Here is a 22,102-nt window from a genome sequence, read left to right as displayed (position 1 = left end):
GGTAATGTCAAAAGTTCTATGAAAAACGGATAAGCAAACAAGATTTATTCCGAAATAAGGTGGAGAACCGTCGCCATTTGCCCTTGACAAACACGCCGATGGTTTAAGTTAGGTGTAACAAGGGCGAAGGGAACTAAATTAAGGCATGACAAATACGCCCTTGTTTTCCGAAAATTTTAAACCATCGGCTAGTTCGGTTTGTCAAGGGTTCGCTTCGCCAAATGGCTGGTTTGAATGTTAAACCATTCAAGGGCTCAGCTAAAGCTAAATTTAGGCGGCTTGTATTTCTAGAAGCCATTGTTGAGCGAGTTCAATCATTTTTGTCCAACGTGCCGGCATGTGTGGCAATTTGGAGAGTTCTGGGATCATAACTGGCACTTTATTCTCCAGTGAAGCATGTGGCCTGAGAAAGTTAAAATATGCTACGAATAAAGTCACATAGGATACCGATCCCTTTTCTGAACCAAACCCATGTGTAGCCTTATAATTACCCTTAAAAGTACGATTGAGTCTCTCAATAATTTGTTTAAGCGGTCGATATTCCGTTGAAACAGGATCCTCATTGGTTAATCCAATGACTTGCTTCACATCAAAGTGGATATCGTGCTGGGCAAAGAAGTGTTGAGCCAAAAGGTAAATAGGATTCCCATCGACCACAAAAGTAAGATCTTCTGGAATCTCTTTTAGCTTAAGCAATACTTCATCAATGGCTAATACAGCTGCCTGTGTATCTCGGTTTGGTGAAACAGGATACGACAAAATAATCTTTTTTACGGTATCAAAGAAGAAGAACAAGTAATTCCAACGTCCACTCACACGGATATACGTTTCATCACCGCAAAATTGATTGGAAAGCTCATACGGATAATGGTCGATAAACGGTTTCATTATGAGCGCGACACTGTTTTCGTAGTTTAAAATACTTTGGTGAGAAATAGAAACTCCGTGAATATCATTCATAATGGCCGCGGTTTTGCGCGCTGATAAGCCGTAGTTTACGTGATAAGTCAAAATAAGTCCCAGTGTATGCGGAGACACGTACAATTTCGATAAATCTACTTTCGGTAACTCTGGAGACTCTTTCGACAGTGGCTTATAGTCGAACTTAAACAGGCGAAATATATAGCGCATTTTGAACGCTTGTGGGTCTTTTTTGAACGGTTTCTTCTCTTCTTTCGAAAGACCTTTTAACTTCTTTTGGTAGTAAGAACATTGATTATTTTTACACTTGAAAACATCAAAATCTTTTCGTTCTTTTATCTTTTCAAGTGTTTTTGAACAGTGAGGACATCGTAAAATGGCCTCTTTCAAATAACGATTCTTTTCGCTAAACAAACACGCACACACTTTACATTGATATTGTCCTTTATCTCCATTATTTGCATAAAGAAAATCAGAAGGAGCACCACACTTTGGACAATTCAAATGAGAAGGCACACAAACTTTGGCGTTTTTATGTCTACGAACCGGTTTTAATGGTTTCCCGTGTTTTTCTAGAAAATCATTGAGTAGTTCTTGATAATCAAGCTTTTCAAGTGTTTCGACAATCGGAAGCTCATCCACCTGTAGTTTTCGATAAGGCTTGCTTATCGGTTTTTCTTCGGGTTTATCAAACATACTCTTTCCAATTAAAAGAGTCTGTAAAATTTTGATAATCTCATCTTGGTACTTGATAAATTCAAATAAATAGGTTAATAATTGAGGATACAGACTTGTTCACTCCAATCTTGTTAGTTGTGTGTGTGGTAACCTCAATTAACCATAGATTTTAGGGGGTGGCAAGTCTTTTTTTGTTCAATGCCTTATAAATCAATGGTTGTTAACCTATTTAATATAAAAACTTTTGACAATACGCAGAGGAAAACAGAAAGTGAAAAATGAATTAGCCTTTGCGTNAATGAGACTGGGACAAAACTCCAGTAAAATAAAAATTAAGGCGTTGGAGCTTACACTAAAAAGTGTAGACCCAACGCCTTTTTTGTCACAATTCTAGTAAACAAAAAGGGCACCTTTTGATAAAATTAAAGTGACGAAACAATAATTTTGGAGGTGCCCTTATGTTTAAACATTATAACATGAATCAAGTAGTTTTACCGCTAAATTTAGAAATTAAGTTGAAAGAAAACGATATTGCTTTTGCGATCAATGATCTTGTCGAGAGTATTCCCGAAGAAGCTTTCGAGGACTTCATACGACAAACCGGCCGTCCCGCGTATCATCCTCGTATGATGTTGAAAGTCATTTTGTGTGGATATACGCAATCCGTGTTTTCCGGCCGTAAAATAGAAGCTTTATTACAGGATAGTATCCGCATGATGTGGCTGGCTCAAGGACATGAACCTAGCTATCGCACCATCAATCGCTTCCGTTCTAATCCACTCATTGAAAACATCCTACGTGAATGCTTTGTCCAGTTCCGAAATCAGCTCGTGGAAAAGGAATTGATTGAAGAGGAAGCCATTTTTATTGATGGTACAAAAATTGAAGCAAACGCAAATAAGTTCACCTTTGTATGGCGGAAGTCCATTGAAAGATATAGTGATAAGCTAATTGAAAAGTCCAATCAACTGTATGATGAGCTGCTAGAGAAGGAGATCATCCCAGCAATAGAGCGAGAAAAGGAAGAGGAACTTTCCGTCAAAGAAATGGAAGAAGTAGTCGAAAAGTTAGACGAGAAAATCGAGGAATATAATAAAAAGATTGAAGTATCTGAAGTTGGGAGTGAACGGAAAAAGCTCCGTTCCGAACGCAAATTACCCATACAATCTCGGAAGCAATGGATGGATTACATTACTCGCAAACAAAAGTATCAAAACGATATGGAGATTTTCGGTGATCGCAATAGTTACTCAAAGACGGACCCAGATGCGACGTTTATGCGCATGAAGGACGACTACATGAAGAACGGTCAATTGAAAGCTGGTTACAATGTCCAAATTGCGACGGAAGGTCAATATGTGCTCGCTTACGATGTTTTCCCAAACCCGACCGATACACGCACTTTAATTCCTTTTCTCGACACGATTGAAGAAAACTTTTTCGAGCTTCCGGAATTCATTGTCGCGGATGCAGGATATGGTAGCGAACAGAATTATGAAGATATCATCGAGAATCGAAATCGAACGCCACTTATTACATACAATCAATATCGAAAGGAGAAGAAAAAGAAGCATAAGGACAACGCTTTTCATGTAGATAATTGGGAATATAATGAGGACGAAGATACTTTTCTGTGCCCAAATGGTCGGAAAGTACGATTTAGCCATCATTCCAAACGAACAGACAGGTACGGATTCACCCGTGAATTTAAAGTGTACGAGTGTGAGGACTGTTCGGATTGTCCACTCCGCGATTTATGCACGAAAGCAAAAGAAGGGAACAACCGAAAAGTCTACATAAATGAAAAGTGGGAGTCCCAAAAAGAATATGTACGTACGAAGCTTTCAGACGAGAAAACTGGTGAAATTTACGGAAAACGTAAAATTGATGTAGAACCAGCGTTCGGTTTTCTGAAGGCTAATTTAGGTTTCACTCGTTTTTCCGTCAGAGGAAAACAGAAAGTGAAAAATGAATTAGCCTTTGCGTTGATGGCGGTGAATATGAGAAAAGTCACCGCCATCAGCGGTAAAATAGTGACGAGAAATGGAAAAACCCCACAAAAAAGGTTCCAAGCAAATTTTTTATTGCCTGGAACCTTTTTATATACTACTTTTGGCTAGTTATGTCCCAGCCTCTTCTTCATTATCCTATAGAACCTTCCATTTCAAACTTGATGAGGCGGTTCATTTCAACTGCATATTCCATTGGTAGTTCTTTTGTAAATGGTTCAATGAAGCCCATAACAATCATTTCTGTTGCTTCTTGTTCAGAAATTCCTCTACTCATTAGGTAGAATAATTGTTCTTCTGAAACCTTCGAAACTTTTGCTTCGTGTTCTAAAGAAATGTTATCGTTTTGAATTTCATTGTATGGAATTGTATCTGATGTTGATTCGTTATCTAAAATTAACGTATCACATTCAATTGTTGCTTTTGCACCATCCGCTTTACGGCCAAAGTGGACAATTCCCCGGTATGTTACATTTCCACCATGTCTTGACATTGATTTTGAAACGATGCTGGAAGATGTGTTCGGTGCTAAATGATACATTTTTGCACCTGCATCCTGAACTTGGCCTTTACCTGCAAAGGCAATAGATAAGGTCATACCACGAGCGCCTTCCCCTTTTAATAAAACGGAAGGATATTTCATCGTTAATTTCGAACCGATGTTTCCATCAATCCATTCCATCGTTGCACGTTCTTCACATACTGCACGTTTTGTAACGAGGTTGTAGACGTTATTTGCCCAGTTTTGGATGGTTGTGTAACGGCAATATGCATCTTTTTTAATAATTATTTCAACGACCGCACTGTGTAAAGAATTTGTTGTATAAACAGGTGCCGTACATCCTTCTACATAATGAACAGAAGCACCTTCATCAACAATAATTAGTGTACGTTCAAATTGGCCCATATTTTCCGAGTTAATGCGGAAATACGCTTGAAGTGGTGTATCTACTTTTACTCCTTTTGGAACGTAGATGAAAGAACCACCAGACCATACTGCAGAGTTTAACGCTGCGAACTTGTTATCTGTATAAGGAACAACTGTACCGAAGTATTCACGGAATAATTCTTCGTTTTCTTGTAAAGCTGAGTCTGTATCTTTAAATACAATCCCCATCTTTTCTAGGTCCTCTTTCATGTTGTGATAAACAACCTCAGATTCGTACTGAGCAGATACCCCAGCTAAATATTTTTGTTCTGCTTCTGGAATACCTAGTTTATCAAAGGTACGTTTAATTTCCTCAGGTACTTCATCCCAAGTACGACCTTGTTTTTCAGATGGTTTTACATAATACGTAATTTCATCAAAATTTAATTCTGAAAGATCGCCACCCCATTGGGGCATTGGTCTTTTATAAAAATGTTCTAAAGCCTTTAAGCGGAAATCTAACATCCATTGTGGCTCATTTTTCATTTTGGAAATTTCTTCAACTATCTTAGGCGTTAATCCACGTTCTGTACGGAATACGGAAACGTCTTTATCACGGAAACCATATTTGTAATCGCCAATATCCGGCGCATTTTTTGCCATTATTCCTTCCTCCATTCATCAGAGAGATTAAGTTAGGGCTATCAAAGTTAAAACGATCATTATTTATTACTCATGCGTTGAATGTACACCCTTTTCCATTGCCTTCCATGCTAGAGTTGCACATTTTATTCGTGCTGGAAACTTAGATACACCATGTAATGCTTCAATATCACCTAAATCAAGATCACCATGGTCATATTCTTTTCCTTGCACCATTAAAGAGAAAATTTGAGACAACTTAAGAGCTGTTTCTATATCTTTCCCTTTAATTAGTTGGGTCATCATGGAAGCAGAGGCCATTGAAATCGAACAACCTTCACCTTCAAATTTCACGTCTTCAATGATTCCATTATTTTCCTTCATTGTTAGACGAATCCGATCACCACATGTAGGGTTATTCATATCGATGGTTAAGTTACCATCTTGCAATATTCCTTTATTACGTGGCTTTTTGTAGTGATCCATTATTACACTTCGATATAAAGAATCTAGTTGGTCAAAAGACATCACTGAAAAACTCCTTTGCTTTGACGAGCCCCATAACTAACCGATCAATCTCATCTTCCGTATTATATAAATAAAAGCTTGCACGTGCAGTAGCTGTTACATTTAACCATTTCATTAATGGTTGGGCACAGTGGTGTCCAGCTCGAACTGCAATCCCCTCCGTATCAAGAACGGTTGCTACGTCATGAGGGTGAACTCCATCCATATTAAAAGTTAATACACCTGCACGTTGATTTGCTTCTTTTGGACCATAGATTGTAAGGCCGTCGATTTCGGATAGCTTATTCATAGCATATTCTACAAGTTGATGTTCATGCTCTTGAATTTCATCCATACCGACAGACTGTAAATAATCAATTGCTGCACCTAGACCAATTGCACCAGCTATTATAGGTGTCCCGCCTTCAAATTTCCACGGCAACTCTTTCCAAGTCGAATCATATAGCTCAACAAAATCAATCATTTCACCACCGAATTCGACTGGTTCCATTTTCTCAAGAAGCTGCTCTTTACCATATAATATACCAATTCCGGTTGGTCCACACATTTTATGTCCAGAGAGTGCATAAAAGTCACAATTCAAATCTTGGACATCCACTTTCATATGTGGAGCACTCTGCGCACCGTCAACAACGACAATCGCACCTTTACTATGAGCAATTTCCACGATTTCTTTAATTGGATTAATTGTACCTAGCACATTAGATACATGTGTAATGGCAACAATTTTCGTCCGGTTCGTTATCGTTTTCCGAACATCATCCAATATGATTGTCCCATCTTCTTGTAGTGGAAAATATTTCAATGTTGCTCCTGTTTTTTTCGCAACTTGCTGCCAAGGGATGAGATTGCTATGGTGCTCCATATAGGAGATGACAATTTCATCCCCTTCCTTGACATGTTCTCGTCCATAACTTGATGCAACAAAGTTAAGCGAAGTTGTCGTTCCTCTTGTGAAGATCACTTCTTTTATCGATTTTGCGTTTATAAAATTCTTTACCTTTTCACGGGCACCCTCGTAAGCATCGGTTGCTTTTGTTCCTAACGTATGAACACCGCGATGAACATTCGAATTATATTGTCTGTAATAGTCATCTACAGCATTAATTACCCCAATTGGTTTTTGTGAAGTGGCTGCACTATCCAAATACACGAGCGGGTGGTCATTGACATTTTGGTGTAAAATAGGAAAGTCTTTACGGATGCGTTCGATATCCATTATTTTACTTTCCTTTCAATAACTTCAGATAATTGCTTTTTAACCCCTTCTACTGGTAATTGATTTACAACTGGAGCTAAAAACCCGTAAATAATTAAACGTTCAGCTTCTTCTTTCGGAATCCCACGGCTCATTAAATAATACATTTGCATTGGATCTACTTTCCCTACAGAAGCAGCATGTCCAGCCATTACATCATCTTCTTCAATTAAAAGAATTGGGTTCGCATCGCCACGAGCTTTTTCACTTAACATCAGAACACGAGATTCTTGTTCAGCATTCGCCTTTGTTGCACCGTGTTCAATTTTGCCAATTCCATTAAATACGTTCGTTGCACTATCTTTAACGACAGCATGATTTAATATAAAACCTTCTGAAGCTTTTCCAAAATGGACCACTTGAGTCGTGAAGTTTTGAATTTGTTTTCCACGCCCAACGACGACAGATTTTGTATCAGCAAACGAGCCATCCCCAACAAGATTTGTTGTATTATCAGAAATTGTATTACCGTCATTCATCATACCTAAAGCCCATTCAATACGAGCATCACGAGCCGCATAACCACGACGATTAACATATGTTGTAATACCTTCTGCTAATGTATCAACAGCACCAAATTTAACGCTAGCATTATCTAACGCAATCACTTCAGTTATAATGTTGGCAATTCCTTCAAGTTGGTCATTTAGAGAAAAATAGTTTTCTACATAAGTGACTTCACTATTTTTATCAGCAACAATTAATACGTGATTAATAAGTGGTGTATCTGCATTGTCATGAACAAAAATTGTTTGGATAGGATCTTCAATAACAACATTTTGTGGCACGTATAAGAATGCACCACCATTAACTAATGCAGCATGGAAAGCAGTTAATTTATGTTCGTCTACTTTCACACCATCTGTCATATAATATTTCTGAACAAGTTCGCTATGCTCTTTTACAGCTGTTAATAAATCTGTAAAAATAACCCCTTTTGCCTTTAAATCAGCTGATAATGAAACGAGGCCTGGCGTTTGGTTATGTTGCACATAAAGATTGTTCACGCCACCTTCTACATTAATTAACGCTTTAATTTGCTCTGGTAATTCGTCAACTTTCGCATAAATTGTACTTTCCACATGATGCTCATTAAAACTAGTAAAGTCCCATTTCGTAATTTTCGTCTTATCTGGTGCTAGCATTGGTAACTCATCAAATTTCTTCAATGCTTCAAGGCGGAAATGTTCAAACCAATCAGGCTCGTTGTTCTTTTTGGAAAAAGACTTAACGATGCCTTGATCAATTGGATTTTGTACTTGTGTAGTCATGATTATCCTCCTAACGTAATGTATTATGCTTATTGTCCTACTTCTACTTCGTCCTCGATACCAAGCTCTTGTTTAATCCAGTCATATCCTTCCGCTTCTAGACGTTGCGCAAGTTCTGGGCCACCGGATTTAACAATACGACCGTTCATCATAACATGTACGTAGTTAGGAGTAATGTAGTTTAGCAAACGTTGGTAATGTGTAATAATTAAACAGCTAAAATCATTACTGCGCATTGCATTAATTCCTTTTGATACAACTTTTAATGCGTCGATATCAAGACCGGAGTCAATTTCATCTAAAATGGCAAGACTAGGTTCAGTCATCATTAATTGAAGGATTTCATTCCGTTTCTTCTCACCGCCAGAGAAACCTTCATTTAGATAACGTTGCGCCATATTTAAATCCATTTCTAAGAATTCCATATTTTTATCTAATTTTTTAATAAATTGCATAAGCGGGATTTCATTACCTTCACCGCGTTTCGCATTAATTGCAGAGCGTAGGAAATCAGCATTTGTAACCCCACTAATTTCACTTGGGTATTGCATGGCTAAAAATAATCCAGCCTTTGCACGTTCATCTACTTCCATTTCAAGAACGTCTTCACCATCTAAAGTAATTGTACCGCTCGTAATTTCGTATTTTGGATGACCCATAATTGCAGACGCTAATGTTGATTTACCTGCACCGTTTGGTCCCATTACCGCATGAAACTCACCTGGTTTAATTTCAAGGTTTAACCCTTTAATAATCTCTTTATCTTCAATTGAAACATGTAAATCCTTAATTACTAATGTTGATCCAGCCATTTTGTTTACCTCCATAGATAAAAATTTATATGAATTTTTTATTCTCATTTTATTCTCATTCTAATTTTATAACAAATCAAAATTATAATCAAACAATTAACTTACCCTCATATGTATAGTTCTATTATAGACTATTTTTTTATCAATGAGAATAAAATCATTTAAATGATAAAGTTTTTTTCTACTATGAATATGATAGAAAATGATTGCAACAAGCCTCGTGTAAGCGTAAAAAATTGTTAATACGAGGTGACTTAATATTCTTATCCTATGATAAAAAGGACTAGGATTTCTCCCAGCCCTTATTCTACACCTAATATTTTCAATTTACAAACGATGATAACTATATCGTTTCTCGCTTCAAAAAACGTCCAATTACAATCAATTGTTGTTCATTGTTATTCTGTTACTGGCACAACAGAACCATCCCATTCATCAAGAATGAACTTTTGAATTTCTTCAGAATGTAGTACTTCCACTAATGCTTTAATCTCTTCTTTATCTTTGTCGCCTTTTTTAACAGCAATAACATTAACATACGGTGATTCATTATCTTCAATCGCAATACTATCCTTAATTGGATTTAAGTCTGCATCTAATGCATAGTTTGAATTAATAACGACTAGATCGCCCTCTCCATTATTATATATGCTCGGTAATAAATCTGGTGCATAATCATATTTAAACTTCAAGTTTTTCGGATTACTTGTAATATCATCTAAAGTTGCAGCAGTTTTATCAATTCCATCTTTTAACGCAATTAACCCTTTCGCTTCAAATAATGTCAAAATCCGACCGTGATCTGGAACATTACTACTCATAATAACTGTTGCACCATCTTTAATTTCATCCAGAGATTTATACTTTTTGGAATAAATGCCTATTGGTTCAATATGGATACCACCCGCATTTTCAAGATCATATTTAAATTCTTTATTTTGCAATTCTAAGTATGGGATGTGTTGGAAAAAGTTTGCATCCAAATCTCCATCTACTAAAGCCGGATTAATTAATTCATATTTACTGAACGTTTCAATTTTCAATTCAATACCTTTTTCTTTCAGAATTGGTTTTGCTTTTTCTAAAATCACTGCATGTGGCTCATTTGTCGCACCAACTACTAATGTTTTTACATCATCTTTCCCTTTACTATTTTCGTCCCCGTTATTACTAGACGATTTTTCCTTACCTCCACAAGCAGCTAATGTTACAACAAGGATAGCACTAAATAAAAATGTTAATACCTTTTTCAACTTTGTTTCCCCCTTTTATCTTTTATCTAATTTTTTTGTTATTGTATCTCCAATGATTTGGATGATAAATACGATGATTAATATTAATAGCGTTGCAAATAGGGTTACATCATTTTGATTTCGTGAAAAACCATCTAAATAGGCGTAATCCCCTAGGCCACCAGCACCAATTACACCAGCAATTGCGGTATATCCAACTAGGGCAATCGCTGTTACCGTAATTCCGGAAACAATGGCTGGCATTGATTCAGGGAGCAGCACTTTTAAAATGATTGTGCTCGTTTTGGCTCCCATTGCTTTTGCTGCTTCAATTACTCCTTTGTCCACTTCTCTTAAACCAATTTCCACCATTCGAGCATAAAATGGTGCGGAACCGATAATTAGAGCAGGTAATGCCGCTTTCATCCCAATCATCGTTCCAACTAACATTCTAGTAAAAGGAATTAATAGAACAATAAGGATAACAAATGGAATGGACCGGAAAACGTTAACTACAGCTGAAGTAATCCAATGAATAAACTTGTTTTGCCAAAGATTACCGTTTGCTGTTAAAAAAAGCAATAAACCTAATATAATCCCAATAATAGCAATCCAAACGAGAGATAAACTCGTCATGTATAATGTTTCGATTGTTTTTTCCCACGCTTTTTCCATATCGACATTTGGGAAGAGTGTATCAATCATGACTAATTACCTCCACCCCAATTTGTTTCGTTGTTAGAAAATGAATAGCTTCTTGTACATCTTTTTCTTCCCCATCAATATGGAGGAAAAGACTACCGTATCTGCCATTTTGCGTTTGTGAAATTTTCCCTTGTAAAATATTTATCGTCATATGTTGCTGTCTAAATAATTGAGAGATAATCGGTTGCTCAGCTACTTCTCCAATGAACGTTAGCTTAACAATTTTTCCATGAGGGTATTTTTCTATTAAATGATGAATTGTTTCTTTCGTCTCCTCTTGTTCTGTTACTTGACCGATAAACCTTTTTGTAATTTGTTCTTTCGGCTGTCTAAAAATTTCTAGAACTGGACCTATTTCAACAATTTTTCCACTATCCATAACCGCAACTCGGTGACAAATTTTTCGAATAACATGCATTTCGTGGGTAATTAAAATAATCGTTAGCCCAAATTTCTTATTAATGTCTACAAGAAGGTCTAATATTGCATCCGTTGTTTCTGGGTCCAATGCTGATGTCGCCTCATCACAAAGCAGTACTTTTGGATTATTCGCAAGGGCTCGTGCAATACCCACTCTCTGCTTTTGTCCTCCACTTAATTGGGAAGGATACGCATCTTCCCTTCCTTCTAAACCAACGAGCTTTATTAATTCATCTACACGCTTTTTCCTTTTTTCTTTTGGGACTCCTGCAATTTCAAGTGGAAAGGAAATATTACCGCGCACCGTTCTTGACCAAAGTAGATTGAAATGTTGAAAAATCATACCGATTTCTTGCCGGGCTTTTCTCAATTCGGAACCGCGAATTTTCGCCATATCCTTTCCGTCAATGATGAGGGATCCTTTCGTTGGAGATTCTAACCCATTAAACATGCGGATAAGTGTACTTTTTCCTGCACCACTATAGCCAATAACCCCAAAAATTTCACCTTCATTTATCGTAAAATTCGCCTGATTTACTGCTGTCAAGGAGCATGATTTTGTCGTAAACTTTTTCGTTACATCTTGTACAAAAATCATTCTACCTTCCTCCTTCTGTTGCGCTATTCCTTCTTAAAAGAATCTGATGTTTATCTAACTATAGAATGTTATATTATTCAGTCTATTTTTCATAAATGATCGTTCTCTATTAATTTTGTAATGGAAATAAAAAACCCTTCTACAAGATAAGTAGAAAGGCATACGAATAATTGTCGAATTCCTTTCTCTCATCTTTCAAAGTTAAAAAACTTTGTGTGAATTGGCACCTTTTCAATTACTTGACGGTTGCCGGGCTTCATCGGGCACATCCCTCCACCACTCTTGATAAGAGTAAGACTTAAGAATATTCAGTTACGTGCAATGGATTGAAATTATAATATCATTAATAAATATGAACGTCAACTAAAATTTGTCACTTTATAGAAAATTCTTTATGCGATCCGATTTAACCAAAAAATGGACTCTAGCAAAAGCATTGTTCGATAATTACAATCCAATTGAACTTGGTTTCTTTCTATTGCCTTTTGTAGTTTTATTTCTCCTTGAATGATCCTTTGGATAATTTTGTCCTCACCAGAAAGCTCGATATGTATTTCACCCGTGAATGTTTTTCGTACATCCATTTGCTCCTTAGAAAGTGCAATATAGAACACATCGTCATTTTTATTTACTTTAATATGAAGTGGCTCTTCTGGCATTAATAGTCGAAATAAATGATGACGATTACTTTTTTGTTCTAAATTTTCAGTCAACATCCATGTATACACCCCCGCTATCCCATTGGTTTCACCATTTTATTAACGGTTTAATGATGTTTAAATCTGGGTGTTTATTTGGCGCTATAAGGTACGAACAACAAATGTGTTCTCTAATGTTTAATTCGCTATTTGCAGATGAATATCCTTTATTTCAAATGAAAGAAATAGGAAAAGCAAAAAACTGCCTATACATAGAGATGCGATTTAATCATTTCTCTCGTATAGGCAGTTGTGTTCATTATAAACTTTTCAATTTTTCATATAAAAACGGGACACTTTGGAAAGCGTAAATTTTTTCCTTAATTTGATAATCCGAAAAGATGATCAAACATGGGACACTTTCAATGAAAAATGTTTCGGCAATTTCTGGAATATAATTCATATCTGCCTTCCCTATTAGAAGATCTGGCAATAGCTCTTCAATAACACCTAACATTTTACTTGCCATTTGACATGTGCCACATAAAGGTGTGTATAAATAAAATCCACCTTTCTTTCCACTCTTTAAATGCTGGTAAAATGTATCGTTTGTCCATTGTTCCATTGTGTTCATCCTTCATTTCTAACTAAGGTGAAATCAAAATAAATATTTCGAGTGTACATGGATATTTGCTTGTAATAATACTGAAGCAACATGGTTTTCTGGTGCTGTCGCAACTTCTCGATAAGTTCTGTCAATGTAAATATGTTTTGCTTCTGGGAATTCACGTTTAAATTGCCTTCTTAACTTTTCACCAGAATCATCGGCATCAACAAAAATAAACACTTCTTTATCAAATAAAGAATCAATTAATTCATCCATCCGGCTCAAACCTATCGTTCCATTCGTACAAATAATTTCAACCGGTTCATTAATCACTTCTTGTACTTTTTTCTTGTCTGTTTTCCCTTCTACAATAATTACCCTCTCAACAGCTTCCTCCATATTTAATCACCTATCCAACATATTACAAGGAAACAAGTATCAAGACAACTTCTATGTTCCTTTTTATATTTGTATGCAATAATTTATAAATATTGAAGGAAAAGTGTAAAAGAAATGGGAAAAACATTTTTCTAGAAAAATGAAGATGCGATTACGTAAAGGAAAGAGAAGTGATTAGTTACAACGAGTGTCGTCACAAAAGGACATCTAAATGAAAATTAGACGTCCTTTAACTTTTTTATTCTTCATTAATCATTTTCTCATAATCTTCAGCGGACATTAAGCTATCGACTTGAGATAAATCAGATGGTTCAATCACTACCATCCATGCTTCATAAGGAGATTCATTCACATATTCAGGGTTGTCATTTAATTCTTCATTTACTTTGACTACTTTTCCACTAATCGGTGCATACAGTTCAGAAACGGTCTTAACAGATTCTACACTACCAAATGGTTCGTTTGCAGCCAATTCCGTTCCTACTTCTGGAAGTTCTACAAACACAATATCACCTAGTTCTTCTTGCGCGAAGTCAGTAATACCGATTCGAACTTGACTTCCCTCAACTTTTACCCATTCATGCTCTTCAGAATAACGTAACTCTTTCGGTGTTGCCATACGATTCCCTCCCAAGTTAATTTATATATGTAACATAAATATCATACTAAAACTCTTCTTAAAAATGCAAATATTGAAAGAATCTCTAACTATTTATTGTCCCATTCTTTCTCGTATTCATCTTCTTTAAATCCTACCGTTACTTTTTCTCCGTCTGTTACAATTGGTCTTTTTATTAACATACCATCTGAGGCAAGCAAATCAAGTAATTCTGATTCATCGGCTGTTTTTACTTTATCTTTTAATCCAAGTTCACGATATTTTTGCCCACTTGTATTAAAAAACTTTTTCAACTCGAATCCACTCTTTTTATATAATTGCTCAATTTCCTCTCGACTTGGTGGATTCTCTACAATATGGATTGCTTCATAGGTAACTTCATGATCATCTAACCATTTTTTTGCTTTTCGGCAAGTTCCACACTTCGGGTACCAATAAAATGTTAATGCCACTTGAATTCACCACCTTATATGAATCAATTTGTCCTATTTTATTATACCATGACCATAGTTAGATTTAGTAGAGCCAAGGTCGCATTCCATTAGCAGATTGGGAAGTTCCATGTATGAAGCTAATCCTTTCATGGCATTTTGTGGAGTGAGTAAACCATTAGAAGATTGACCTATTTTGAATAATGATAAAACTTCTTGCTCTTATGACAATTTAATGGAAACAAGGAAACTATCCATTAAAGACTTGTCCTTTGCAAAATAAATAAATAAATAAATCTTCCATCCGGATGTCACAAATGTGTTAACGAGGAATTAAAAAGACAGTCCATTAGAGGAATTGTCTATGTAAGTAAGCTAGCATGATGGGGATACTAGATTACGTACTTTAAGATTCCTCTAAATGAACTGTCTGATGAACAAGGGGATTATTCTTTCTCAAACATCACTTTCTACTTATTACACTATATATTTTTCAGCAGCAATTAGTTGATCAGCAGCTTCACGCTTTTTAGGAATAACATTAATTGGGTTGTAACGAGTTAGTTTACGTAATGTGGATAACATCATCCGTTGGTTGTCACCACTTGATACAGCAATTAATGTTTCTTTTGCATTTTGCTCAATTTCATTAAATGCATGTTGAGCAAAAATTTCAGTGTAAAGAAGTTTTTGCTTGCTCTTTTCTAAACCATCACGCTCAATTGCTTTTTTTGTACGTAATACAGCAGACTCCATTGCATATGTGAATGAAACAATATCTGCTAAGTTTACAAGAATTTCTTGTTCCTCTTCTAGGTTGTTTCCATATTTTTGAATAGCAAGACCTGCAGCCATTAACGCAATTTTCTTCGCATTACGTACTAAATATTTTTGTAATGCTAACGGCTCATCACCTGGCTCTTCAGGCATTAACATCATAATTTCTTCTTGTAATTTTTGTGCTTGTTCGAATAAAGGTAATTCACCTTTGAATGCCTTCTTCACGTATGTTCCAGGAACGAGTAGACGGTTAATTTCGTTCGTTCCTTCAAAAATACGGTTAATACGTGAATCGCGATAGGCACGCTCAATTTCGTATTCTTGCATAAATCCGTAACCACCATGGATTTGAACGCCTTCATCAACAACATGATCTAGCACTTCTGTTGCAAAGAATTTATTCAATGAGCACTCAATTGCGTATTCCGCAATCGATGCAGCAATTTCCTTACCATCTTTTGCTGCTTCTTCAGATAGACTTCCCATTCTTTCATCAAAAAGTCCCACTGTACGATAAACAGAGCTTTCTGCAGCATAGATTTCAGATGCCAATGTACCTAATTTCTCTTTCGTTAAGTTGAAGCTAGCAATTGTACGGTTGAATTGTTTACGTTCATTCGCATATTTTACAGCTAATTCAAACGCAGATTTCGAACCACCAACTGCACCTACACCAAGTTTGTAACGGCCAATGTTTAAAATATTGAATGCGATAACATGGCCTCTTCCAATTTCGCCTAATACGTTTTCAACTGGAACTTGAGCATCTTCCAAAATTAATGTGCGAGTGGAAGAACTCTTAATTCCCATTTTCTTTTCTTCAGCACCTGTAGAAACTCCAGGGAATTCTCTTTCTACGATAAACGCAGTGAATTTTTCTCCATCAATTTTTGCATAAACAACGAATACATCAGCAAAACCAGCGTTTGTAATCCATTGTTTTTCACCATTTAATACATAGTGTGTGCCTGCTTCATTTAATTTTGCTGTTGTTCTTGCACCTAAAGCGTCGGATCCAGAACCTGGCTCTGTTAGTGCATAAGCAGCTAAAAGTTCACCGCTAGCAAGTTTTGGCAAATACTTTTGTTTTTGTTCTTCATTTCCGAATAAAACAATTGGTAATGAACCGATACCAACGTGGGCTCCGTGCGTAATAGAAAATCCACCAGCACGAGCCATTTTTTCTGCGATTAAGGCAGAAGTAATTTTATCAAGTCCAAGTCCACCATATGCTTCAGGTACATCTGTTCCTAAAAGTCCTAGTTCACCAGCTTGTTTTAATAGTTTAACAGAGTATTCAAACTCATGGTTTTCTAATTTTTCAACGACTGGCAATACTTCATTTTCAACATAATCTTCTGTTGTTTTTGCAATCATTAAATGTTCTTCTGTATAGTCTTCTGGTGTAAAAACTTGATCAGCGCGAACTTCCTCAATTAAAAAGCTACCACCTTTTACAATTTCATCTACAGATTTGGCCATGTGAAAATTCCTCCTTAAATTAATTTAGTAGATTTGGATATGAATGATGAACCATTCATATCCAAGTGACTTTATTATAATAATTCAAAAACTCCTGCTGCTCCCATACCGCCACCGATACACATAGTGACTAAACCAAATTGAACGTCTCTACGTTTCATTTCATGAATAAGTGAAAGTGTTAATTTCGTACCACTACAGCCAAGTGGATGTCCTAAAGCGATAGCGCCTCCATTGACATTAACAATATCTTCATTCAACCCAAGTTCACGGATGACTTGAATTGATTGTGATGCGAAAGCTTCGTTCAATTCAATTAAACCTATATCCGAAAGTTCTAATCCAGCTAGTTTCAATGCTTTTGGTACAGCTACTACTGGACCTATTCCCATAACTTCTGGTGGTACGCCACCGACAGCAAAGGAACGGAATTTTGCTATTGGTTTTAACCCTTCTGCTTCTGCTTTTTCACGGTCCATCAATAGAACAGCGGCTGCACCATCACTTGTTTGAGAAGCATTACCTGCTGTTACTGTTCCATTTACGCGGAAAGCTGGTCGTAGTCTTGCCAAACCTTCCATTGATGTATCTGGTCTTACTCCTTCATCCATAGTAAATTGAACATTCTTTTCTACTAATTTATTATTCTCGTCAACAGAGCGGAAAGTTACATCCACAGGCACAATTTCCTCGTTAAATTTCCCCTCTGCAATAGCTTTGGCTGCTCGCTGATGGCTGCGCACTGCAAACGCATCTTGCTCTTCTCTCGTAATTCCGTATTTTTCTGCAACTTGTTCAGCTGTATGGCCCATGCCCATATAATATTCTGGTGCCGTTTCAGCTAAATTAGCATTTGGACGAACAACATGCCCCATCATTGGAACCATACTCATTGATTCAGCACCGCCAGCAAGAACGGACTCAGCGCCACCTATCATAATTTTTTCTGCTCCATATGCAATGGATTGTAAACCGGAAGAACAGTAACGGTTGATCGTAATAGCAGGAACAGTATATGGTAGACCTGCTAATGCACCGATATTTCTTGCCATATTTAAACCTTGCTCTGCTTCAGGCATCGCACATCCGATAATTAAGTCATCAATTGGCCCATCGTAGTTATCTGCTCGTTTTAATGTTTCTTTAACAGCAATGGCTCCTAAATCATCAGGACGCACGTTCCGAAGAGTTCCCTTTTTCGCTCTTCCAACAGGTGTACGTGCACCGGAAACAATTACCGCTTCTCTCACTTCATTTCCCCCTTTTTTCTATTACTCTACTATTTAGTTACGTAACGGTTTCCCCTTCATTAACATATGTTGCATTCTTTGCTGTGTTTTCGGTTCTGCGATTAAGCTCAAAAATGATTCACGCTCTAAATCTAGTATATATTGTTCATCAACTTCTGTTCCAAACGGTACTTTACCACCCGCTAAGACGTAAGCAAGTTTTTTCGCAATCTTTAAGTCATGCTCTGAAATATACCCGGATAGATGCATACTTTGAGCACCAAGTAATAGTGTCGCATAACCTGTTTCACCAACAACAGGAATTTTCTTACGTATTGGTGGTTGATAACCGCTTTCATAAAGATCGATAACAATTTGTTTTGCATCATAAATGAGGTGATCTGCATTTTTACTAATACCGTCATGGCTATTTAAGAAACCATTTTCCCTAGCTTCTTCAGCTGAAGTTGATACTTTCGCTGTCGCAACTGTTTCAAACACTTTATTTGCTACATCTTGAAGGTCAAATTTTACCCCTTTTGGCATGCTATTCAAATGTTTAACGTACAGCTCTTTCGTACCACCACCACCAGGAATTAAACCGACACCAACCTCAACAAGTCCGATATAACTTTCCGGTGAAGCTTGAATACGTGCAGCTGGTAAAATAACTTCAGCACCGCCTCCAAGTGTCATTTGGTGTGGAGCTGCAACAACTGGTTTTGCACTGTATTTAATATTTAGCATTGCTTGATGGAATTGTCTGATAACAAAATCCAACTCAAAGAAGTTATCATCTTGTGCTTCCATTAGCATCATGGCAATGTTTGCACCGACACAGAAGTTTTTCCCTTGGTTTGCAATAACAAGACCTTTATAATTTTTCTCAACTTCTTCAATGGACTTATTGATCATTTGAATAATATCGAGTCCGATGGCATTATTTGGTGAATGGAATTCAAGTAGAGCAACCCCGTCACCGATATCAATGAGGCTCGCACCAGAGTTTTTCATGATAACGCCATTTTGTTTTTTCAACTGTTTTAAGTTAATGATTTTTTCATTTTGTTTTACTGGTTTATACTCACCACGGTCGTAGTAAAGAACTGTACCATTGTCTTCTTTATAGAATGATGTTGCTCCACTCGCAATCATTTCTTTAATCCAAGCTGGAACAGTAAGACCTTCGTTTTCCATACGCTCAACAGACTTTTCTAATCCGATGGCATCCCAAGATTCAAATGGTCCTTGTTCCCAACCGAATCCCCACTTCATTGCATTATCAACAGCAACGATATCATCGGCAATTTCGTATAGTAAATCAGCTGTGTAAATTAATGTTTGAGAGAAAACATTCCATAGTAATTTTCCAGCACGATCATCAGCATAAACTAATGCTTGTAATTTTGCTTTCGTACCTTTTTGTTGCTTTGCCATCTCAACAGCTGGTGTTCTTAACTTTTTCACTGGTTCATATTCTAAAGTTGTTGGATTTAATTCAAGAATTTCTTTTCCTTTTTTCAAGTAAAAACCTTGACCTGTTTTCGCACCTAACCATTTTTTCTCAAGCATCCTTTCAAGTATTTCTGGTGCTGTAAATACTTCTTTTTCTTTTCCTTCAACTTGATTTTTAACGTTATTAGCTACATGAACAAATGTATCAAGACCTACAACATCAAGTGTACGGAAAGTCGCACTCTTTGGTCGACCGATAATTGTTCCGGTAATTGAATCCACTTCACCAATGGAATATCCATTTTTCAATACTTCTTGTAAAGTGATTAGTAATCCGTAAGTTCCAATTCGATTACCGATAAAGTTCGGTGTATCTTTTGCAATTACAACACCTTTTCCTAATACATCCTCACCAAATGTTTCCATAAAGCTAACAACTTCAGGATCCGTATCCTTCGTTGGAATAACTTCTAGTAGTTTTAAGTAGCGTGGTGGGTTAAAAAAGTGTGTGCCAAGAAAATGCTTTCTAAAGTCTTCTGAACGACCTTCTGCCATTCGGTTTACGGAGATTCCAGAAGTATTGGAACTTACAATTGAACCAGGTTTACGATACTTGTCTACTTTCTCGAAAACCGATTTCTTGATATCTAATCTTTCAACGACAACTTCAATAATCCAGTCCACTTCACCAAGTCGCTCTAGATCATCTTCTAAGTTTCCTACTTCGATAAGTGCAAGATGATCTTTTGAAGTTAACGGTGCAGGCTTTTGTTTTAATAGCTTTTGTTTTCCACTCGCTGCAATTCGATTACGAACAACCTTATCATTTAGCGTTAATCCTTTAGCAGCCTCTTCTTTTGTTAATTCATTTGGAACGATATCTAGCAATAATGTTGGAATTCCAATATTTGCTAGATGGGCTGCAATACCTGAACCCATGACCCCAGATCCTAGAACAGCGGCTTTCTTAATCTGTTTAACCAAAATTCCTTTCCCCCTTTGTATTCCTTTGAATGAACACTCATTCATTTTTATGCGAAAAAAATATAAAAAACAAATTCATTTATATTTTTAATATATATAAATTTTTGCAACAATGCAATAGAAAAAACTTATTTTTTTAAAATATTTTTAATCGCTCATTCCACCCTATTATTTGCAAATAAGCTGTTGTTTCTTACATATGAATTTATTTTTTAGGCAACATATAGGTGATTACTATATTTCTTTTTGGGAGGAATTTAAATGAATCAACAAAACATGATGCAAACAGGCGGGCAAAATCAACAGCAGATTATGCCTGAACCACCGAAAGTTGTGACAGTAAAAGATTCATTGTATTTAACCGATATGCTCTCTTGGAATTTACTCGCAATGAAAAAAGCCCATTTCTTCGCCAATCACGTTCAAGACCCAGAAATTAAAACTGCACTGAACAAAGCTGGACAAATGCATCAAGCACACTATCAAAGAATTTTAACACATTTAAACAATTCAAATACACAACAAATGGGGATGCAAGGACAACATTAATTGAACATATTGAACAAACATACATTTAGGAGGATCCATTGATGAATCAACAAAATAAAATTCAAAACCCTGCTGTAAAAATTCAAAAGACAAAAGAAATGAATGACCGTGACTTTATTAATGATATGCTCGCAACAGAAAAATATATGACTTCTGCTTATAGTACAGCATTAAATGAAGCAAGCTATTCTGATCTTTATCAAGATGTATTAGCCATATTTAATGAAACACAAAACTGTCAGCGTGAATTATTCGAAATAATGTTTAGCAAAGGTTGGTACGGCTTTGAAGCTGCAGATGGGCAAAAATTACAACAATCCCATCAGCAATTCCAAGGTTACAGTAATCAATTCCCTTATAATCATTCGAATGTTCAATAATTGATTGTGAGGAAAGATTTTATTATTCTGTAATTTCCTTGTTGACAGGAATCGTAACGATATGATTAATGATTTCGAAATCAAACATTTAAGATAATCCGGGCATTTCCCCGGATTTTTTGGTTTTGCTCAAGGACAGTTTTGTTCACGTTAGATAGGTCACTGAAAAAGTTCTAAGGTTCATTAAAGTTGTTTTTACACCACAAATATTGCGGGATTCCGTTAATTTTGGGTTCATAGACGAGTTCTATAGGACCATTTTTGCGGAATTTCGTTATTTTTGGGTTCATAGACGAGTTCTATAGGACCGTTTTTGCGGAATTTCGTTATTTTTGGGTTCATAGACGAGTTCTATGTGACTGTTTTTGCGGAATTTCGTTATTTTTGGGTTCATAGACGAGTTCGTTATTTTTGGGTTCATAGACGGGTTCTATGTGACTGTTTTTGCGGAATTTCGTTATTTTTGGGTTCATAGACGAGTTCTATGTGACTGTTTTTGCGGAATTTCGTTATTTTTGGGTTCATAGACGAGTTCTATAGGACCGTTTTTGCGGAATTTCGTTATTTTTGGGTTCATAGACGAGTTCTATAGGACCGTTTTTGCGGA

Annotated in this window: 19 protein-coding genes, 1 pseudogene and 1 riboswitch; of the genes and pseudogenes, 3 read left to right on the top strand and 17 right to left on the bottom strand. The window is 36.4% G+C overall.

Features of this window, described 5'->3' with window-relative positions; translation table 11 throughout:
• Positions 1–270: 270 nt before the first annotated feature.
• Positions 271–1,710 carry a DDE-type integrase/transposase/recombinase gene (locus tag BN2144_RS09085; protein WP_033827951.1) on the bottom strand — a complete coding sequence of 480 codons (1,440 nt, stop codon included), beginning with the start codon at positions 1,708–1,710 and terminating at the stop codon, positions 271–273.
• Positions 1,711–2,057: 347 nt separating this feature from the next.
• Here BN2144_RS09085 and BN2144_RS09080 point away from each other — a divergent pair.
• Positions 2,058–3,618, top strand: a pseudogene (locus BN2144_RS09080) (IS1182 family transposase); the annotation flags it as partial.
• A 123-nt stretch (positions 3,619–3,741) separates the two neighbouring features.
• Here BN2144_RS09080 and sufB read toward each other — a convergent pair.
• The 16 genes from sufB to BN2144_RS09000 all read right to left on the bottom strand — a co-directional run bounded on the left by sufB (position 3,742) and on the right by BN2144_RS09000 (position 20,611).
• Positions 3,742–5,139 carry a Fe-S cluster assembly protein SufB gene (sufB, locus tag BN2144_RS09075; RefSeq protein WP_033827950.1) on the bottom strand — a complete coding sequence of 466 codons (1,398 nt, stop codon included), beginning with the start codon at positions 5,137–5,139 and terminating at the stop codon, positions 3,742–3,744.
• A 66-nt stretch (positions 5,140–5,205) separates the two neighbouring features.
• Entirely contained in the window at positions 5,206–5,646 is a 441-nt protein-coding gene (gene sufU, locus BN2144_RS09070) for a Fe-S cluster assembly sulfur transfer protein SufU (protein WP_033827949.1), read from the bottom strand.
• Positions 5,636–6,865 (bottom strand): cysteine desulfurase, encoded by a 1,230-nt coding sequence (locus tag BN2144_RS09065; RefSeq protein ID WP_033827948.1) that lies wholly within the window; start codon positions 6,863–6,865, stop codon positions 5,636–5,638. The genes sufU and BN2144_RS09065 overlap by 11 nt, the downstream gene beginning before the upstream one ends.
• The gene (gene sufD, locus BN2144_RS09060; RefSeq protein WP_033827947.1) at positions 6,865–8,175 is read right to left on the bottom strand and encodes a Fe-S cluster assembly protein SufD; all 1,311 of its coding nucleotides are present in this window, start codon (positions 8,173–8,175) and stop codon (positions 6,865–6,867) included. The genes BN2144_RS09065 and sufD overlap by 1 nt, the downstream gene beginning before the upstream one ends.
• Positions 8,176–8,204: 29 nt before the next feature.
• Positions 8,205–8,987, bottom strand: a complete 783-nt coding sequence (sufC, locus tag BN2144_RS09055; RefSeq protein ID WP_033827946.1) for a Fe-S cluster assembly ATPase SufC — start codon at positions 8,985–8,987, stop codon at positions 8,205–8,207.
• Between the two features lie 398 nt (positions 8,988–9,385).
• Positions 9,386–10,240 (bottom strand): MetQ/NlpA family ABC transporter substrate-binding protein, encoded by an 855-nt coding sequence (locus tag BN2144_RS09050; protein WP_033827945.1) that lies wholly within the window; start codon positions 10,238–10,240, stop codon positions 9,386–9,388.
• Between the two features lie 15 nt (positions 10,241–10,255).
• Complete coding sequence (locus BN2144_RS09045) at positions 10,256–10,924, bottom strand: methionine ABC transporter permease (protein WP_033827944.1); 669 nt, start codon at positions 10,922–10,924, stop codon at positions 10,256–10,258.
• Entirely contained in the window at positions 10,917–11,942 is a 1,026-nt protein-coding gene (locus tag BN2144_RS09040; protein WP_033827943.1) for a methionine ABC transporter ATP-binding protein, read from the bottom strand. Before BN2144_RS09040 ends, BN2144_RS09045 begins: the two co-directional genes overlap by 8 nt.
• A gap of 185 nt (positions 11,943–12,127) precedes the next feature.
• A riboswitch (SAM riboswitch) is annotated at positions 12,128–12,234 on the bottom strand.
• Between the two features lie 100 nt (positions 12,235–12,334).
• Entirely contained in the window at positions 12,335–12,655 is a 321-nt protein-coding gene (locus BN2144_RS09035) for an SCP2 sterol-binding domain-containing protein (protein ID WP_222860092.1), read from the bottom strand.
• Positions 12,656–12,899: 244 nt separating this feature from the next.
• Positions 12,900–13,205 (bottom strand): thioredoxin family protein, encoded by a 306-nt coding sequence (locus BN2144_RS09030; protein ID WP_033827941.1) that lies wholly within the window; start codon positions 13,203–13,205, stop codon positions 12,900–12,902.
• Positions 13,206–13,238: 33 nt separating this feature from the next.
• Positions 13,239–13,586 carry a toprim domain-containing protein gene (locus BN2144_RS09025; RefSeq protein WP_033827940.1) on the bottom strand — a complete coding sequence of 116 codons (348 nt, stop codon included), beginning with the start codon at positions 13,584–13,586 and terminating at the stop codon, positions 13,239–13,241.
• Between the two features lie 238 nt (positions 13,587–13,824).
• Entirely contained in the window at positions 13,825–14,205 is a 381-nt protein-coding gene (gcvH, locus tag BN2144_RS09020; RefSeq protein ID WP_033827939.1) for a glycine cleavage system protein GcvH, read from the bottom strand.
• An 89-nt stretch (positions 14,206–14,294) separates the two neighbouring features.
• The gene (locus BN2144_RS09015; protein WP_033827938.1) at positions 14,295–14,657 is read right to left on the bottom strand and encodes an arsenate reductase family protein; all 363 of its coding nucleotides are present in this window, start codon (positions 14,655–14,657) and stop codon (positions 14,295–14,297) included.
• A gap of 456 nt (positions 14,658–15,113) precedes the next feature.
• The gene (locus BN2144_RS09010; protein ID WP_033827937.1) at positions 15,114–16,898 is read right to left on the bottom strand and encodes an acyl-CoA dehydrogenase family protein; all 1,785 of its coding nucleotides are present in this window, start codon (positions 16,896–16,898) and stop codon (positions 15,114–15,116) included.
• A gap of 74 nt (positions 16,899–16,972) precedes the next feature.
• Positions 16,973–18,148, bottom strand: a complete 1,176-nt coding sequence (locus tag BN2144_RS09005; RefSeq protein ID WP_033827936.1) for an acetyl-CoA C-acetyltransferase — start codon at positions 18,146–18,148, stop codon at positions 16,973–16,975.
• A 33-nt stretch (positions 18,149–18,181) separates the two neighbouring features.
• Complete coding sequence (locus BN2144_RS09000) at positions 18,182–20,611, bottom strand: 3-hydroxyacyl-CoA dehydrogenase/enoyl-CoA hydratase family protein (protein ID WP_042337800.1); 2,430 nt, start codon at positions 20,609–20,611, stop codon at positions 18,182–18,184.
• A 216-nt stretch (positions 20,612–20,827) separates the two neighbouring features.
• On the opposite strand from BN2144_RS09000, the gene BN2144_RS08995 reads away from it, so the two are divergent.
• Both BN2144_RS08995 and BN2144_RS08990 read left to right on the top strand, forming a co-directional pair.
• Positions 20,828–21,115: a hypothetical protein gene (locus BN2144_RS08995; RefSeq protein WP_033827934.1), complete on the top strand. Its 288-nt coding sequence runs from the start codon at positions 20,828–20,830 to the stop codon at positions 21,113–21,115.
• A gap of 41 nt (positions 21,116–21,156) precedes the next feature.
• Complete coding sequence (locus BN2144_RS08990; RefSeq protein ID WP_033827933.1) at positions 21,157–21,495, top strand: spore coat protein; 339 nt, start codon at positions 21,157–21,159, stop codon at positions 21,493–21,495.
• The last annotated feature ends 607 nt before the right edge of the window (positions 21,496–22,102 follow it).

This window comes from Bacillus andreraoultii, assembly GCF_001244735.1.
Classification (GTDB): Bacteria; Bacillota; Bacilli; order Bacillales; family Caldibacillaceae; genus Caldifermentibacillus; species Caldifermentibacillus andreraoultii.
This window is presented reverse-complemented; position numbering and strand designations above follow the sequence as displayed.